This is a genomic window from Streptomyces sp. NBC_01707, assembly GCF_041438805.1.
Lineage (GTDB): Bacteria > Actinomycetota > Actinomycetes > Streptomycetales > Streptomycetaceae > Streptomyces.
This window is the reverse complement of the sequence record NZ_CP109190.1, coordinates 2,450,708-2,466,964: the sequence shown is the minus strand read 5'-3', so window position 1 is coordinate 2,466,964 and position 16,257 is coordinate 2,450,708. Positions and strand designations below refer to the sequence as shown.

Sequence of the window (16,257 nt, the reverse complement as noted above, 5' to 3'; positions counted from 1 at the left end):
CCCCCCTCGTGAAATCGGCCATGGCAACCGCGCCGATCCGGGGCTCCGGCACAGCGGTACCGGCGGCCCGGGGCGCACGTCCCGGCGACCGCCGGTCCGCCCCGCTCCCCGGCCACCGGATACGCCGCCATCTCCCGTTCAGCCCGTGGCTGTTCGCAGCCCCCGGCCTGCTCGTCGTCGGGATGTTCAGCCTGTTCCCGTTCTTCAGCACCCTGGTCAACGCCTTCACGGACCGCCGGACGCTGATGCCGGGGAAGTTCGTCGGCCTGGCGAACTTCCAGGAGCTGATCCACGACGAGATGTTCTGGATCGGGCTGCGGAACAGCACGCTGTACGTGGTCGGAGTCGTCCCCGCCCTCGTTCTCCTGCCGCTGCTGCTGGCGATGCTCGTCCAGCGGAACATCCCCGGCATCACGTTCTTCCGGTCCGCCTTCTACACCCCCGTCGTCGCCTCCATCGTCGTGGTGGGGCTGATCTGGGTGTGGATGCTGGACGACCGGGGGCTCGTCAACGCGGTACTGGAGGCGGTGGGGATCGGCAGGGTCGGCTTCCTGAGCGACCAGTGGCTGCTGCTGCTCAGCGCGATGACGGTCACGGTCTGGAAGGGCCTCGGCTACTACATGATCATCTATCTGGCCGCGCTGGCCAACGTCCCCAGGGAACTCCACGAGGCGGCCTCCGTGGACGGCGCCGGCGCCGTCCGCAGGTTCTTCACCGTGACCGTTCCCGCCGTCCGCTCCACCATGGTCCTCGTCGGGGCGCTGGCTTCGGTCGCCGCTTTCAAGGCGTTCTCCGAGGTCTACCTGATGGCAGGTCCATCCGGCGGCCCGGCCGGTGAGGACACCACCCTGGTGATGCTCGTCCAGCGCGTCGGCACCGGACTGACCGGGCGGGTCGGCTATGCCTCCGCGATCTCCGTCGTCATCTTCGTCGTGACGGTCGCCCTGATGCTCCTGGTGCTCCGCGCCGACCGCAAGGAGGACACATGAGCATCCTGGCCCTCACCGACGCGGACGGCCGACGCATCCCGGTCTGGCAACTCGTGCTGCGCTACGTCCTGCTGCTCGCCGTACTCGGACTGACCGTAGGACCGTTCCTGTGGCAGCTCTCGACCTCCCTCAAGGGGCCCGGCGAGGACATCTTCAGCTCCCCGCCGAAGTTCTTCCCCGGCCACCCCACCCTGGACAACTACACGCGGGTCGCCGAGACCATCCCGGTCTGGGACTACGCGCTGAACTCCGTCAAGGTGGCGACCGCCAATGTGGTCACCAACTGCGTCGGCTCAGCACTGGCCGGCTACGCGCTGGCCAGGATGCGGTACCGGGGGCGCAGGGCCGCGACGCTGGCGTTCATCCTCGCCATGCTCGTACCCGTCGAGGGCATCATCATCGCCCAGTTCACCACCATGCGTGAGCTCGGTCTGAACAACACCCTGATCGGTGTGCTGCTGCCGGGATCCGTCGCCGCGATGAACGTCCTGCTGATGCGCAACGCATTCCTCAACCTTCCGCAGGAGGTGGAGGAGGCGGCGTTCGTCGACGGCGCCAATGTCTGGCAGCGGTTCCTCTGGATCGCCCTGCCCTCGGTCAGAGGGACCCTTGCCGTCGTGGCGATCTTCGCCTTCATGGGGGCCTGGGACGACTTCCTGTGGCCGCTGATCGTGCTGAGCGACCCGGCGAACTTCACCCTGACCATCGGGCTGAACTATCTGCACGGCACGTTCGCGAACGACGAGCGACTAGTCGCCGCGGGCACGATCATCGCCGTACTCCCGCTGATCGTGCTCTTCGCCTGCCTGCAGCGTTTCTTCTTCCGGGGCGTCGGCGAAGGCGCCGTCAAGGGCTGACCGCCCCGCCTGCCCCGCCCTTTCGCACCACAGAACCAGGACACCCGTACCGTATGCCTCCCTCCCCGCTGCGCTTCGGCGTCAACTACACACCCAGCCAGGGCTGGTTCCACCACTGGCTGGACTTCGACCTCGACGCCGTGCGCGCCGACCTGGACTCGATCGCGGGTCTCGGCCTCGACCACATCCGGGTCTTCCCGCTCTGGCCGCTCTTCCAGCCGAACCGCACCCTGATCCGGCCGCGCGCCGTCGAGCAACTCGTCCAGCTCGCGGACGCCGCGGCCGAGCGCGGCCTCGACGTCAATGTCGACGGACTGCAGGGCCACCTGTCGAGCTTCGACTTCCTGCCCGCGTGGACGCAGACCTGGCACCGGCGCAACATCTTCACCGACCCGGACGTCGTGGCGGGCCAGGCCGAATACCTGCGTACGCTCGCCGCAGCCCTCGCCGACCGGCCGAACTTCCTCGGTATGACCCTGGGCAACGAGATCAATCAGTTCTCCGGCCCCCCGCACCCCGACCCGGACCCCATCACCCCCGAACAGGCGGACCGTTGGCTGCGCACCCTGCTCGACGCCTGCGAGGAGGGAGCGCCGGGCAGACTCCATCTGCACGCCGAGTACGACGCCGCCTGGTATCAGGACGACCACGCGTTCACACCCGCCCACGCGGCCCGGATCGGCGCGGTCACCGCCGTGCACTCCTGGGTCTTCAACGGCACCGCTCAACGGCACGGCCGCACCGGAACCGCCACCGAGCACCACGCCGCGTATCTGATCGAACTGTCCAAGGCGTGGGCCACCGACCCGCACCGGCCGGTCTGGCTGCAGGAGGTCGGCGCCCCGGCTCCGCTCGTTCCCGCCGAGCACGCGGCCGCGTTCACCGAGGCGACCGTGGCGAACGCACTGGACTGCGAGGACGTGTGGGGTGTCACCTGGTGGTGCTCCCACGACGTGTCCCGGTCGCTGGCCGACTTCCCCGAACTCGAATACAGCCTCGGCCTGTTGACCAACGACCGGCAGGTCAAGCCGGCCGGCGAGGCCATCGCCGGGATCGTCGCGGACCGGCGGGGCACGGAGTACCGCCCGGCGCCCCGCACCACCGCACTCGTCGTCGACACCGGAGACGACGAGACCGCGCCCCGGCGCTCCACATGTGCCCCCGGCGGCGCGTTCTTCGAGGCGTTCGCCCGGCTCACCGCGGACGGTGCCCGGCCCGCCGCCGTCCTCGCGAGCCAGGCCGGGAACAAGGAACACCTGGCCGCCCGCGGGATCACCGATGTCCTCACCCCGGACCAGGTCCGCTGACGCACACCGGCAACGCAACCGGACCCGCACCCCAACCCCACGGAGTCACCCTCATGCATGACGACCGCACCCTGGTCGAAGCCCGCCTCAAGCGCGTTCTCGACGAGCGCATCCGGCCCGCCGTCCACCCCGAGTCCGTACCGCTGGACGTCGCCGTCTGGACCGCGCCGGGTGAGCCCGTCCCCGTCGCCGAGGGCCTCGCGGCCCCGGCCGCGTCCATCGCGGTCGGCGACCGCTGGGGCGCACCCTGGGGCACCAGTTGGTTCCGGGTCTCCGGAACCGTCCCACAGGCATGGGCGGGCCGCACCGTCGAGGCGCTCCTCGACCTGGGCTTCGACGAGAACATGCCCGGCTTCCAGTGCGAGGGCCTGGTCTACCTGCCCGACGGCACTCCGGTGAAGGGCCTCAACCCGCGCAATCAGTGGGTGCGCATCGGCGCTCCCGTCGCGGGCGGTGAGGACGTGCTGCTGCACATCGAGGCCGCCTCCAACCCGGTCGTACTCGACTACCACCCCTTCCTGCCGACGCAGCTCGGTGACAAGGAGACCGCGGGCAGCGAACCGCAGTACACCCTCGCCCGGATGGACCTCGCCGTCTTCGACGAGAACGTGTGGAACCTCGTCCAGGACCTGGAGGTGCTCGGCGAACTCATGGCGGAACTGCCGGTCGAGGGCGCCCGCCGCTGGGACGTCCTGCGTGCCGTCGGCCGCGCTCTCGACAGGATCGACCTGCAGGACGTCAACGGCACCGCGGCCGCCGCCCGCGCCGAACTCGCCACCGTCCTTGCGGCCCCCGCCGAGCCGTCCGCCCACCGGATCAGCGCCGTCGGCCACGCACACATCGACTCGGCCTGGCTGTGGCCGCTGCGTGAGACGGTCCGCAAGGTCGCCCGTACGACGTCCAACATGACGGCCCTGCTGGAGGACGAGCCCGACTTCGTCTTCGCGATGTCGCAGGCCCAGCAGTTCGCCTGGATCAAGGAGCACCGCCCCGAGGTCTACGCCAAGGTCAAGAAGGCCGTGTCGGAAGGACGGTTCGTGCCGTCCGGTGGCATGTGGGTCGAGTCCGACACGAACATGCCGGGCTCCGAGGCGATGGCCCGTCAGTTCGTGCACGGGAAGAGGTTCTTCCTCGACGAGTTCGGTGTCGAGAACGACGAGGCATGGCTGCCCGACACCTTCGGCTTCGCCGCCGGTCTGCCGCAGATCATCAAGGCCGCGGGCTCCAAGTGGCTGCTGACCCAGAAGATCTCGTGGAGCCAGACCAACAAGTTCCCGCACCACACCTTCCGGTGGGAAGGCATCGACGGCACCCGGATCTTCACCCACTTCCCGCCCGTCGACACCTACAACTGCTCGATGAAGGGCAGCGAGATCGCCCACGCGGCGAAGAACTTCAAGGACAAGGGCGTCGCCCGGCACTCCCTCGCACCGACCGGCTGGGGCGACGGAGGCGGCGGCACCACACGTGAGATGGTCGCGAAGGCCGCCAGGATGCGCAGCCTCGAAGGGTCGGCCACCGTGACCTGGGAGACGCCCGCCGAGTTCTTCACCAAGGCGGAGGCGGAGTACCCGAACGCCCCCGTGTGGGTCGGCGAGCTCTACCTGGAGCTGCACCGCGCCACCCTCACCAGCCAGGCGAAGACCAAGCAGGGCAACCGCCGCAGCGAGCACCTCCTGCGCGAGGCCGAACTGTGGGCCACCACCGCCGCGGTGCGCACCGGGTTCCCCTACCCGTACGCGGAGCTGGACCGGATCTGGAAGACGGTGCTGCTGCATCAGTTCCACGACATCCTGCCCGGTTCGTCGATCGCCTGGGTGCATCGCGAGGCCGAGAAGACGTACGCGGCCGTCGCCGATGAACTGAACGCCATCGTCGCCGCCGCGCAGCGCGCCCTGGCGGGCGACCCCGAGTCGCGGGAGCTGCTCGTCTTCAACTCCGCGCCGCACACCCGCGGCGGGGTTCCGGCCGGTGGCGCCGGGGCCGTCGCGGTGGTCAGCCCGGGCCGGCTCGCGCCGCGCGAGGGCGGCGGCTACGTACTCGACAACGGCCTGCTCCAGGTGGAGATCGACGGCCGCGGTCTGGTGGTGTCGGCGTACGACATCGGTGCCGAGCGCGAGACCGTGGCGCCCGGGCAGGCCGCGAACCTGCTGCAGATCCACCCCGACTTCCCGAACATGTGGGACGCCTGGGACGTCGACGCGTTCTACCGCAACACCGTCACGGATCTGACGGAGCTCGACGAGCTCACCCCCGTCGAGGACGGGGGCGCGGTCGGCGCCCGTATCGTCCGCAGCTTCGGCGACTCCCGGGTCACCCAGGTGCTGACGCTCGCCCCGGGCGCCAAGCGGCTCGACATCGACACCGAGGTCGACTGGCACGAGACGGAGAAGTTCCTGAAGGCCGCGTTCCCGCTGGACATCCGCGCCGAGCGGTACGCCTCCGAGACGCAGTTCGGGCACTTCTACCGGGCCACCCACACCAACACCAGCTGGGAGGCCGCCAAGTTCGAGGCCTGCAACCACCGCTTCGTCCATCTGGAGGAGCCGGGCTGGGGCGTCGCGCTCGTCAACGACTCTACGTACGGCCACGACGTGACCCGTACCGTACGCGACTCGACCGCCGGGACGACCACCACCGTGCGGGTCTCGCTGCTGCGCGCCCCGCGCTTCCCCGACCCGGAGACCGACCAGGGCGTGCACCGCTTCCGCCACGCGCTCGCGCCGGGCGCCGCGATCGGCGACGCGGTCCGTGAAGGCTTCCGGATCAACCTGCCGGAGCGCCGGGTCGCCGGCGACCGTGCGGTGGCGCCGCTGGTGACCGTGGACGACGACGCGGTCGTGGTCAGCGCGGTCAAGCTGGCGGACGACGCGAGCGGCGATGTCGTCGTACGGCTCTACGAGTCGACGGGCGGCCGTGCCAGGGTCCGGCTCGGCATCGACTTCGAGTTCGCCGATCCGAGGGTGACCGACCTGTTGGAGCGGCCGCTCGCCGAGGGGAACGTACCGGTGCGGGTGGACGGGGGCGTACAGCTGTCGCTGCGCCCGTTCGAGCTGGTCACGGTGCGTCTGACGCGCAGCTGAGCCGGGCCGGGACGGGGCGGGGGCCGGGCTCCGCCCCGTCCCGGCGGAATCAGGCCGGGCGGACCGGCCTCGATGTCGTAACAGGGCATCCAGGTCAATTCGCCCGGCCCGTGTGCGTCCTACACCTTTCCGTTATCCGATCGTCAGTAAAAACCGTCCGCTATGTGGGAACCCCTCTTGCCCTGCGGACTGTATGCGAAATACGGTCGGCGGTATTCCTTGATCACCCTCTGGCAGGAGGTAGGCCCCCGTGCGCCGAAAAGCGGTTGCCCTGGTGGCAGTTGCATTGGTGTCCCTCACCTCGGGCTGCGCGTCGTTGCAGTCCTCGGCGACCGAGGTCGGCGGTGTACGGAAAACCGATGAACGGTCCGTACGCGACGGCGGGACACTCACTGTCGCTCTCAACTCCGACCCGGACAAACTCGACCCCTCCCTGGCGCAGACCCTCGTCGGCCGGACGGTCTTCGCGGGCATGTGCGAGAAGCTCTACGACATCGACGAGGACGGTGCGGTCGTACCGCAGCTCGCCGCCGCACTGCCCGCCACCTCGGCCGACGGTCGCACCGTCACCGTCCGGCTGCGGCACGACCTGAAATTCAGCGACGGCACGAGGCTCGACGCCGACGCCGTCGTCACCTCGCTGGTGCGCCACCGCGATCTGCCCGGATCCGCGCGCGGCACCGAACTCGCCCCGGTCAAGTCCGTCCGGGCCACCGGCCCGTACACCGTGCGGATGGAACTCGACCACCCGTACGTCCCGCTCACCGGTGTGCTCGCCGACCGGGCCGGGATGGTGATGTCACCGACCGCGCTCAAGAAGTACGGGAAGAACTTCACGAACCACCCGTCCTGCGTCGGGCCGTTCCGGTTCGTCGAGCGGGTCGGCGGCGACCGGATCGTGCTGAAGAAGGACCCCAACTACTACGACGCGGACAAGGTCCACCTCGACGGGGTCGTCTACAAGCCGATCCCCGACGGCAACGTCCGGCTCGCCAACCTGCGCTCCGGCGACCTCCAGGTCGGCGACCAGATGGGCCCCATCGACGTCCAGAGCGCGTTGACCGAGCCCAAGCTCCAGCTCTTCAACTCACCGTCGCTCGGCTACCAGGGCATCGGACTCAACGTCGGCAACGTGAACGGCCTCGGCAAGAAGCCGGGCAAGCTCGACACCCCGATAGCCCGGGACGTCCGGGTCCGCGAGGCGTTCGAGCTCGCCATCGACCGCGAGACGCTCAACAAGGTCGTCTTCCAGGGCATGTACGAGCCGGCCTGCAGCCCGATCTCCCCGCAGTCCGCCATCGCCCCCGGCGTCAAGCCGCAGGACTGTCCGAGGCGTGATGTCGCCAAGGCGAAGAAGCTGCTGAAGGAGGCCGGGGTGAAGACCCCGGTGAAGATCGAGCTGAAGACCTCCACCACCCCCGAACAGGGGCGCGTCGGGCAGGTGCTCCAGGCCATGGTCAAGGAGGCCGGCTTCGACCTCTCCCTGCGGCCCACCGAGTACGCCACCATGCTCTCGGAGACCGACGCCGGGCACTACGACGTCTTCACGAGCGGCTGGTCAGGCCGGCTCGACCCGGACGGCAACGTCTCCAACTTCCTCAAGACAGCAGGCGCCATGAACGCCTACGGCCTCGGCGACCCCGAGATCGACCGGCTGATCGACGAGGGTCGCGCCGTCGCCGACCCGGCCCGGCGCACCAAGATCTACAACGAGCTGACCCGGCGCGTTCAGGACGCCCACACGATGATCTACCTCTACCGGCAGAAGAACTACGTCGTCGCCACCAAGTCCGTCGCGGGCATCCGCGTCTACGGCGACGGTCTGGTCCGGGTCAAGACTGCGGGGTACACCCGATGACGAAATACCTGCTGACGCGCCTTCGTCAGTCACTCATCACGCTCTTCCTCGTCTCCATCGTGGTGTTCGCCGGAATCCGGGCCCTGCCCGGCGACCCGGCGCTCGCCCTCGCCGGCGAGGAACGCAGCCCCCAGGCACTCGCCGCGATCCGCGAGGCGTACGGGCTCAACGACAACATCGTCGTGCAGTACGGGCGGTTCATCGGCCACGCCCTCACCGGCGACCTCGGCACCTCCTCCCGTACCGGACTCCCGGTCGCCGACGCGATCGGCCAGGCCCTGCCCGTCACCCTCGAGTTGGCGGCGCTCTCCCTGCTGCTCGCGGTCGTCCTCGGTATCGGCGCCGGAGTCGTCGCCGCCGTGCGGCGCGGCAAGCCGGAGGAATGGCTCGCCAACGTCATCGCGCTGATCGGCCTCTCCGTCCCGACCTTCTGGCTCGGCATCGTGCTGGTCCTCGGATTCGCCATCGCCGTCCCGGTGTTCGCCGCCTCCGGGTACGTACCGTTCGGCACCGACCCGATCGACAACCTGCGCCGCATGGTGCTGCCCGCGATCGTCCTCGGCTCCGGACTCGCCGCCGTCGTGATGCGGCAGACCCGGGCCGCGATGCTCGACTCGCTCTCCGCCGACTACGTCCGTACCGCCCGTGCGAAGGGGCTGTCGAAGCGGTCCGTCGTCGGCGGGCACGCGTTGCGCAACTCGCTCGTCACCGTTGTGACCGTCCTGGGTCTCCAGCTCGGCCACCTGATCTCCGGCGCCGTCGTCACCGAGCAGATCTTCGTCCTGCCCGGCTTCGGCAAGCTCACCATCGACGCCGTCTTCACCCGCGACTACGCGACACTCCAGGCCGTGGTGCTCTGCACCTCCGCCGCGTACATCCTCATCAATCTGCTGGTCGACGTGGTCTATTCGGTCATCGACCCGCGCATCCGGCTCGGAGGTGCCCGGTGACCACCGCGACCACAGCGCTCCCCACCACCCCAGAGGCCACCAGGAAGCGGCCGAGCAGCGGCCGGCTCCGCGCCCTGCGCAAGAACCGGCTCGCCCTCACCGGCGGCATCATCGCCGCCGTCTTCGTCCTCGCCGCGCTCCTCGCGCCACTGATCGCCCCGTACGACCCCGCCCAGCCGAACTTCGGGAACGTACTCGCCGAACCCAGCTGGGCCCACTGGCTGGGCACCGACGACCTCGGACGCGACCAGCTCTCCCGCATCGTGTACGGGGCACGTGCCTCCATGCAGGTCGGCCTCGTCGCCGTCGTGCTGGCCTTCGTCATCGGCGTTCCCCTCGGCCTGGTCGGCGGCTACTACGGCCGGTTCGCGGACAGCACCATCTCCCGGCTCACCGACACCATGCTGGCGTTCCCGTTCCTGGTGCTCGCCGTCGGCCTGGCCGCGATCCTCGGCCCGTCGCTGACCAACGCCACCATCGCCATCGGCATCTCGCAGATCCCCGCAGTCATCCGCATCACCCGGGCCGAGACCCTGCGGCTCAAGCACGTCGACTACGTCGCCGCGGCCATCGCCAACGGCGGTGGCGACGGCACCGTGCTCTTCCGGCACATCCTGCCCAACGCCACCTCGGCACTCATCGTGCAGGCGACCGTCGGCATCCCCGCCGCGATCATCGGCGAGGCGCTGCTCAGCTTCCTCGGCCTCGGCGTCCAGCCGCCCGCCCCGTCGCTCGGCGTGATGCTCTCCGGTGCCCAGTCCTTCCTGGCGCCCGCCCCCTGGCTCGCCGTCTTCCCCGGCCTGGCGATCGTCGCGGCGACGCTGGCCTTCAACCTGCTCGGCGACGGACTGCGTGACGTCCTCGACCCCCGCGGAGGCACCCGATGACCGAGACCGTCCTCGAACCCGTACGGGAACCGGTGCGTGAGCCGGTCCTGAGCGTCCGCGACCTGTCGGTGTCGTTCCGCTCCGACACCCGGACCGTGCACGCCGTCGACGGTGTCTCCTACGACCTCGCCCCCGGCGAAGTCCTCGCCGTGGTGGGGGAGTCGGGGTGCGGCAAGTCCGTCACCTCCATGGCCGTGATGGGCCTGCTCCCGCCGACCGCGCACATCGGCGGTTCCATCAGGCTCGGCGGCCGGGAACTGGTCGGCGCCCACGAGAAGGAGCTCCAGAAGGTCCGCGGCAAGGACATCGCGATGATCTTCCAGGAGCCGATGACCTCCCTCAACCCGGTCCTCACCATCGGCCGGCAGATCGGCGAAGTGCTGCGCAGGCACCAGGGGCTGAGCAGGAAGGACGCCAGGACGAGGGCCGTCGAACTCCTCGAACTGGTCGGCATCCCGGCCCCGCAGCGCCGTGTCGACGAGTACCCGCACCAGCTCTCCGGTGGCATGCGGCAGCGCGTGATGATCGCGATCGCCGTCGCCTGCGACCCGTCCGTACTCATCGCGGACGAGCCGACCACCGCACTCGACGTCACCGTGCAGGCCGGCATCCTCGAAGTCCTCCAGTCGCTGCGCGAACGGCTGGGCACGGCGATCGTCCTGGTCACCCACGACCTCGGCGTGGTGGCGGACGCCGCCGACCGGGTGCTGGTGATGTACGCCGGACGCTCCGTCGAACAGGCACCGGTCCACGACCTGTTCGGCACCGCGCGGCACCCGTACACCCGAGGTCTGCTCGGCGCCGTCCTGCGGCCCGGCGGCGAGGGCAAGCGGCGGCTGCCCGAGATCCCCGGCCTGGTGCCGAGCCTCGACAGCCAGCCGGACGCCTGCACCTTCGCCCCGCGGTGCAGCCGCGCCGACGACACCTGCACCGGTGGCCGTCCCGGCTTCAAGGCCATCGACCCGAAGGCGGGCGCGGACGCCCTCCACCGGGCGGCCTGCTGGCACCCCTACGGCGCCGACGCCGCGGACACCACCCCCGCGGACACCACCCCCGCACCCGACACGACCGACACACTTGACCAGGAGGCCGGAGAGTGACCACCGCACAGACGGTCCCCGCACCCGGCGGCACCGACGGAGCCGCCGGGCAGAACGTACCGGTGCTCGAAATCACCGCCATGGAAAGGCATTTCGACGCCTCGGGCGGTGGCACCGTCCGCGCCGTCGACGGCGTCTCGATCACCATCGGCCGCGGCGAGGTCGTCGGCCTCGTCGGCGAGTCCGGCAGTGGCAAGTCGACCGTCGGCCGCTGCGCCGTACGCCTCGACGAACCGACCGGTGGCACCGTCCGCATCAACGGCACGGACGTCACCCACCTCTCGCGCCGCGCCGTGCGCCCCCTGCGCAAGGACTTCCACCTGGTCTTCCAGGACCCGTCGTCCTCGCTCGACCCGCGCATGACCATCGGCCAGATCATCGCCGAACCGATCAAGCTGCACCGCCAGGCCCGGGGCGAGGAGGTGCGCGCCCGGGTCGAGCAGCTCCTCGCCCAGGTCGGACTGCGCCCCGAGCACGCCGACCGGCATCCGCACGAGCTCTCCGGCGGCCAGCGTCAGCGCATCTCCATCGCCCGTGCGCTCTCCTGCGACCCCGATCTGGTCGTCGCCGACGAACCGACTTCCGCGCTCGACGTCTCCGTACAGGCGTCCGTCCTCAATCTGCTGGCCGACCTGCAGCGCGACCGCGGGTTCGGCTGCCTGTTCATCACCCACGACCTGGCCGCCGTCGAGTTCCTCGCCGACCGGATCGCCGTGATGTACCTCGGGCAGATCGTCGAGCAGGCCCCGACGGCCGAACTGTTCGCCTCCCCGAAGCACCCCTACACCCAGGCGCTGCTCTCCGCCGCGCCCGTCCCCGACCCGGTCGAGCAGCGCTCCCGCGAACGCATCGTGCTCCACGGCGACCTGCCCAGCCCGCTCGATCCCCCGGCAGGCTGCCGCTTCCACACCCGCTGCCCGCTCGCCACCGACCGCTGCCGCAACGAGGTGCCGGTCCTGCGCGAGCTGCCCGGCGGCCGGCAGGTCTCCTGTCACCTCGTCGGGGAGGACGGGACCGCCCCGGACGCGGCCTCCTGACCTCCCGTACATACGATCCGAACCACACACAAGTACGTCGCAGCTAGGAGCCACATCCGTGTTCACCACCCGGCCGACCCTTCAGGGCACCTTCGGCATGGTGTCCTCCACCCACTGGCTCGCCTCGCAGTCCGCGATGGCCGTCCTGGAGGACGGCGGCAACGCCTATGACGCCGCCGTCGCCGCCGGATTCGTCCTGCACGTCGTCGAACCGCACCTCAACGGCCCGGCCGGTGAGGTGCCGATGATCCTGGCGACGAGCGACGGCGACGTGCAGGTCCTCTGCGGCCAGGGCCCGGCCCCCGCGGGGGCCACCGTCGCCCACTACCGCTCCCTCGGTCTGGACCTCGTCCCCGGTACCGGGCCCCTCGCCGCCGCGGTCCCCGGTGCGTTCGACGCCTGGATGCTGCTGCTGCGCGACCACGGCACCAAGTCCGTCGCCGAGGTTCTGCGGTACGCGATCGGCTACGCGGAGGACGGTCACGCACCCGTCGAGCGGATAGGCCAGACGGTCGAGACCGTCCGTGAACTCTTCGAGACCGAGTGGCAGTCCTCCGCCGACGTCTACCTCCCCGGCGGCAAGTCCCCCAAGCCGGGCGAGCTGTTCCGCAATCCCGCCCTTGCCGCGACCTGGCGCCGTCTGATCGCCGAGGCCGAGAAGACCGGCGGCGACGACCGCGCCGCCCAGATCGACGCCGCACGGAAGATCTGGAGCGAGGGCTTCATCGCCGAAGCCCTGGTCCGCCAGGCCGCCCGCCCCACCATGGACACCAGCGGCAACCGCCACACCGGCACCCTGACCGCCGCCGACCTGGCCGGCTGGTCCGCGTCGTACGAGGCGCCCGCCACGTACGACTGGAACGGCTGGACGCTCGCCAAGGCCGGCGGCTGGAGCCAGGGGCCCGCCTTCCTCCAGCAGCTCGCCCTGCTCCCCGCCGAGCTCCCGCAGTACGGCTCCACGGAGTACGTACACCTGCTCATCGAGGGCTGCAAGCTCGCCATGGCCGACCGTGAGGCCTGGTACGGCGACGCCGCCGACGTGCCCCTCGACGTGCTGCTCTCGGATTCCTACAACGCCGAGCGGCGCGCACTGATCACCGACGAGGCGTCGCGCGAGCTGCGCCCCGGCAGCCCTGGCGGCCGCACCCCCGTACTCAGCGAGCACGCGCACGCCGTCGCCTCCGGCGAGGGCGGGTTCGACGCCATGGGCATCCCGGCGGCGGGCGTCGGCGAGCCGACCGTCGCGAAGGACGGCGCCGCTGCCGGAGAGCCGACCGTCGCCGAGGACGGTACGACCCGTGGCGACACCTGCCACGTCGACGTCGTCGACCGCTGGGGCAACATGGTCTCCGCCACCCCCAGCGGCGGCTGGCTCCAGTCCAACCCGGTCGTGCCCGAGCTCGGCTTCCCGCTCGGCACCCGCCTCCAGATGGCCTGGCTCGACGAGGGTCTGCCGAACTCCCTCACGCCCGGCCGCCGCCCCCGCACCACCCTCACCCCGTCCCTCGCGCTGCGCGACGGCGTCCCGGTGATGGCGTTCGGGACGCCCGGCGGCGACCAGCAGGACCAGTGGCAGGTCCACTTCTTCCTCGCCGTCGCGCTGCGCGCCGAGGTCCGCGGCGGGCTCGACCTCCAGGGCGCCATCGACGCCCCGAACTGGCACAACGACAGTTTCCCCGGCTCGTTCTTCCCGCGCGGCATGCGGCCGGGCAGCGTCACCGTCGAGGAGCGCATGGCCCCGGAGGTAGTCGAGGAGCTGCGGCGCCGCGGCCATGACGTCACGGTCGGCGATCCGTGGTCCGAGGGCCGGATGTGCGCCGTCGCCCGCGACCCGGAGACCGGGGTGCTGTCCGCCGCCGCGAACCCGCGCGGCATGCAGGGGTACGCAGTAGGCCGCTGACCGGCCATCTTCACGTCATGACCAGGTCGTCGGGGACCCGGTGGACCGTGCTTAGCTGGGGTCATGTTCGATGACTTCCTTGCCGGGGACCTGACCGAGGTCGAGGAGGCGGTCCGCGCAGCGGCCGCCGCCGAGATCATGCCGCGCTACCGGCAGCTCGCCGCACACGAGATCGTCGAGAAGAGCGGTCCGCACGACCTCGTCACCACCGCCGACCGCCTTGCCGAGGAACACCTCACCGCGTCCCTGACCCGGCTCCTGCCCGGCTCGGTGGTCGTCGGTGAGGAGTCGGTCCACGCCGATCCGAAGGTGTACGACGCCCTGGGCGGCGAGGCACCGGTCTGGATCGTCGACCCGGTCGACGGCACCCGCCAGTTCGTCCGGGGCGAACCCGGCTTCTGCACGCTCGTCGCCCTCGCCCACCACGGCGAACTCCTCGCCTCGTGGACGTACGCCGCTGCCCTGGACGAGATGGCGGTCGCGGTCCGCGGCCGGGGCGCCACGCTGAACGGCGTCCCCGTACATTCCGGATCACCCGCGCCGGGCGCCGTGCTCGAGGTGGCCATGTCACACCCCGACTACACCTCCGACGCCCAGAAGCGAGCCCTGCTCGGCCTGCGGACCGAGGGCATCAACGCGCGCCCGTGCGGCTCGGCGGGCCTCGAATACCTGGCCGTCGCCCGCGGCGACCAGGACGCGGTCGCCTTCAACTGGGAGTTCGCCTGGGACCACGCGGCGGGCCTGCTCCTGGTCACCGAGGCGGGCGGCGCCCAGGCCACGCTCTCGGGCGCCCCGTTCCGCATCATCGGCGGCAACGCCCTGCCCTTCACCGCCGCCCGTGACGAGGCGACGGCTGAACGGATCCTGGAGGCACTGCGCGCCGGAGGGTGACCTGGCCCCGCGGCGCTCGCGGCGGCCGGCCGTCCGCGACGGTCCGGGACCTCGTCCGCGAAGACCGGGCTACGGCTGCTCCGCCCGGTGCAGGACCAGGCAGAACGGATGCCCCGCCGGATCGGCATAGATCCGCCACGGCCGCTCGGCCCGCTCCGGGTCCGTCTCCCCGGCCCCGTCCGTGCTCCCGTCGTCGAGCACGGAAGCGCCGGCAGCGACGACCTCCGCCTGCGCCGCGTCCAGGTCCGGCACACCGAAGTCCAGATGGAACTGCTGGGGCCGGGCCGGGTCCGGCCACTGCGGCGGCCGATGATCCGCCGCCCGCTGGAAGGCCAGGACGAGACCGGCGTCGGTGTGCAGCGTCGCCCAGTTCTCGTCGAGCCCCCACCGCCGGTCCGGCTCGTTGACCCGGCCGCCCACGACCGAGCGGTAGAACTCGGCGAGACGTACGGGGTCGGGACAGTCGAGCACCACGCACTGAAGTTCGGCGATCATGAACGGATCCTAAGCCGGACCCGCTCACCGGCGGTTCCGGTCACCGGAGCACTGCCCGCACATCGCGCACCACGGCCCCTGCCGTCTCCACCGCCGCCACGTCCAGCCCCCGCAGCGCCACGCCCACCCGCTCCGCGAAGTCCGCCGGAGTCCGCGGCAGCAGCGCGGCCGCCGCCAGCGCACCCTTCTCGTTCAGACACCAGGTGCGGTGATGGGCGTGAAGGGACTGGGCGAGGATGCCGAACGCCCTCGACAGGCACAGTGCGACATGCAGGGTGTCGCCGGAGGTAACCGATTTTCGTGCTGCGGCCACCGAGAACTCCGCCTCCCAGGCGGCGTCGGCGAGTGCCTTGCGCAGTGGCTCCGGATAACTGCGGGTCTCGTGTTGAAGTTCCGTCAGTTCACCGTACGGATCGGCGAGTACGCGGCCGAGCGCCACCTCGCCCGGATAGCAGGGGGACCAGAACCCGAGCGGGTGACCGGGCTGGACGCCCACCTCGAAGCGGCCCTCACGGCAGTCGGACCAGACCTGCTCGACCCGGTCCAGGTCGCGCAGGATCCAGTCCACCGGCGTGCCGTCGACCCGCAGCCACGCACCGCCGTTGACCCACGGCCCCCAGCCGCCCGCCCCCGCCACCTCCACCGGGGAGCCCTGCGCTTCGCACGCCAGCGCGGTCAGTGCGGCCAGGTCGGGAGCGCCCCGGTAGTAGACGCCGAGATCCCAGTCGGAGTCCGGGCGGTGCGTGCCACGGGCACGGCTGCCGCCGAGGACGACGGCCCGGACACCGGGCAGTTCGGCCAGTCGCGCCGCCATGTCGCCGATGAGTGATACTTCCACCGAATCCCTTTTCATCGGCAGGGACGTTACCCGCGGCCCGGCTGTCGGCGCTGCGGAATATCCTT

At 70.8% G+C, this 16,257-nt stretch carries 13 protein-coding genes; 11 read left to right on the top strand and 2 right to left on the bottom strand.

Features of this window, described 5'->3' with window-relative positions; translation table 11 throughout:
- The first annotated feature begins 20 nt into the window (after positions 1-20).
- The 11 genes from OG963_RS11085 to OG963_RS11035 all read left to right on the top strand — a co-directional run bounded on the left by OG963_RS11085 (position 21) and on the right by OG963_RS11035 (position 14,859).
- The gene (locus OG963_RS11085) at positions 21-989 is read left to right on the top strand and encodes a carbohydrate ABC transporter permease (protein ID WP_256223628.1); all 969 of its coding nucleotides are present in this window, start codon (positions 21-23) and stop codon (positions 987-989) included.
- The gene (locus OG963_RS11080; protein WP_093775971.1) at positions 986-1,846 is read left to right on the top strand and encodes a carbohydrate ABC transporter permease; all 861 of its coding nucleotides are present in this window, start codon (positions 986-988) and stop codon (positions 1,844-1,846) included. The genes OG963_RS11085 and OG963_RS11080 overlap by 4 nt, the downstream gene beginning before the upstream one ends.
- 53 nt (positions 1,847-1,899) lie before the next feature.
- Positions 1,900-3,153, top strand: a complete 1,254-nt coding sequence (locus OG963_RS11075) for a glycosyl hydrolase (RefSeq protein WP_371798829.1) — start codon at positions 1,900-1,902, stop codon at positions 3,151-3,153.
- Positions 3,154-3,206: 53 nt separating this feature from the next.
- Positions 3,207-6,236 (top strand): glycoside hydrolase family 38 C-terminal domain-containing protein, encoded by a 3,030-nt coding sequence (locus OG963_RS11070; protein WP_093930183.1) that lies wholly within the window; start codon positions 3,207-3,209, stop codon positions 6,234-6,236.
- 250 nt (positions 6,237-6,486) lie between these two features.
- Positions 6,487-8,094 (top strand): ABC transporter substrate-binding protein, encoded by a 1,608-nt coding sequence (locus OG963_RS11065; protein WP_093775977.1) that lies wholly within the window; start codon positions 6,487-6,489, stop codon positions 8,092-8,094.
- Positions 8,091-9,044: an ABC transporter permease gene (locus tag OG963_RS11060; RefSeq protein WP_030916611.1), complete on the top strand. Its 954-nt coding sequence runs from the start codon at positions 8,091-8,093 to the stop codon at positions 9,042-9,044. The genes OG963_RS11065 and OG963_RS11060 overlap by 4 nt, the downstream gene beginning before the upstream one ends.
- Positions 9,041-9,931, top strand: a complete 891-nt coding sequence (locus OG963_RS11055) for an ABC transporter permease (protein WP_093775979.1) — start codon at positions 9,041-9,043, stop codon at positions 9,929-9,931. Before OG963_RS11060 ends, OG963_RS11055 begins: the two co-directional genes overlap by 4 nt.
- The gene (locus tag OG963_RS11050; protein WP_093775981.1) at positions 9,928-11,031 is read left to right on the top strand and encodes an ABC transporter ATP-binding protein; all 1,104 of its coding nucleotides are present in this window, start codon (positions 9,928-9,930) and stop codon (positions 11,029-11,031) included. The genes OG963_RS11055 and OG963_RS11050 overlap by 4 nt, the downstream gene beginning before the upstream one ends.
- Before the next feature lie 80 nt (positions 11,032-11,111).
- On the top strand, positions 11,112-12,068 hold the full coding sequence (locus tag OG963_RS11045; RefSeq protein ID WP_093776212.1) for an ABC transporter ATP-binding protein: 957 nt from the start codon (positions 11,112-11,114) through the stop codon (positions 12,066-12,068).
- 58 nt (positions 12,069-12,126) lie between these two features.
- A complete protein-coding gene (locus OG963_RS11040; protein ID WP_371798828.1) occupies positions 12,127-13,968 on the top strand; it encodes a gamma-glutamyltransferase family protein in 1,842 nt (613 codons plus the stop codon).
- Between the two features lie 63 nt (positions 13,969-14,031).
- Entirely contained in the window at positions 14,032-14,859 is an 828-nt protein-coding gene (locus OG963_RS11035; protein ID WP_030916593.1) for an inositol monophosphatase family protein, read from the top strand.
- 69 nt (positions 14,860-14,928) lie between these two features.
- Here OG963_RS11035 and OG963_RS11030 read toward each other — a convergent pair whose 3' ends face one another.
- Both OG963_RS11030 and OG963_RS11025 read right to left on the bottom strand, forming a co-directional pair.
- Entirely contained in the window at positions 14,929-15,354 is a 426-nt protein-coding gene (locus OG963_RS11030; protein ID WP_093775985.1) for a VOC family protein, read from the bottom strand.
- A 40-nt stretch (positions 15,355-15,394) separates the two neighbouring features.
- The gene (locus tag OG963_RS11025; protein ID WP_176902274.1) at positions 15,395-16,168 is read right to left on the bottom strand and encodes a nucleotidyltransferase domain-containing protein; all 774 of its coding nucleotides are present in this window, start codon (positions 16,166-16,168) and stop codon (positions 15,395-15,397) included.
- Between the last annotated feature and the right edge of the window lie 89 nt (positions 16,169-16,257).

Bases quoted from the DNA above. Each gene is read 5' to 3' on its own strand.
- OG963_RS11085 (WP_256223628.1), top strand. From the start codon at position 21: ATGGCAACCGCGCCGATCCGGGGCTCCGGCACAGCGGTACCGGCGGCC.
- OG963_RS11080 (WP_093775971.1), top strand. From the start codon at position 986: ATGAGCATCCTGGCCCTCACCGACGCGGACGGCCGACGCATCCCGGTC.
- OG963_RS11075 (WP_371798829.1), top strand. From the start codon at position 1,900: ATGCCTCCCTCCCCGCTGCGCTTCGGCGTCAACTACACACCCAGCCAG.
- OG963_RS11070 (WP_093930183.1), top strand. From the start codon at position 3,207: ATGCATGACGACCGCACCCTGGTCGAAGCCCGCCTCAAGCGCGTTCTC.
- OG963_RS11060 (WP_030916611.1), top strand. From the start codon at position 8,091: ATGACGAAATACCTGCTGACGCGCCTTCGTCAGTCACTCATCACGCTC.
- OG963_RS11050 (WP_093775981.1), top strand. From the start codon at position 9,928: ATGACCGAGACCGTCCTCGAACCCGTACGGGAACCGGTGCGTGAGCCG.
- OG963_RS11045 (WP_093776212.1), top strand. From the start codon at position 11,112: ATGGAAAGGCATTTCGACGCCTCGGGCGGTGGCACCGTCCGCGCCGTC.
- OG963_RS11035 (WP_030916593.1), top strand. From the start codon at position 14,032: ATGTTCGATGACTTCCTTGCCGGGGACCTGACCGAGGTCGAGGAGGCG.
- OG963_RS11030 (WP_093775985.1), bottom strand. From the start codon at position 15,354: ATGATCGCCGAACTTCAGTGCGTGGTGCTCGACTGTCCCGACCCCGTA.
- OG963_RS11025 (WP_176902274.1), bottom strand. From the start codon at position 16,168: ATGGCGGCGCGACTGGCCGAACTGCCCGGTGTCCGGGCCGTCGTCCTC.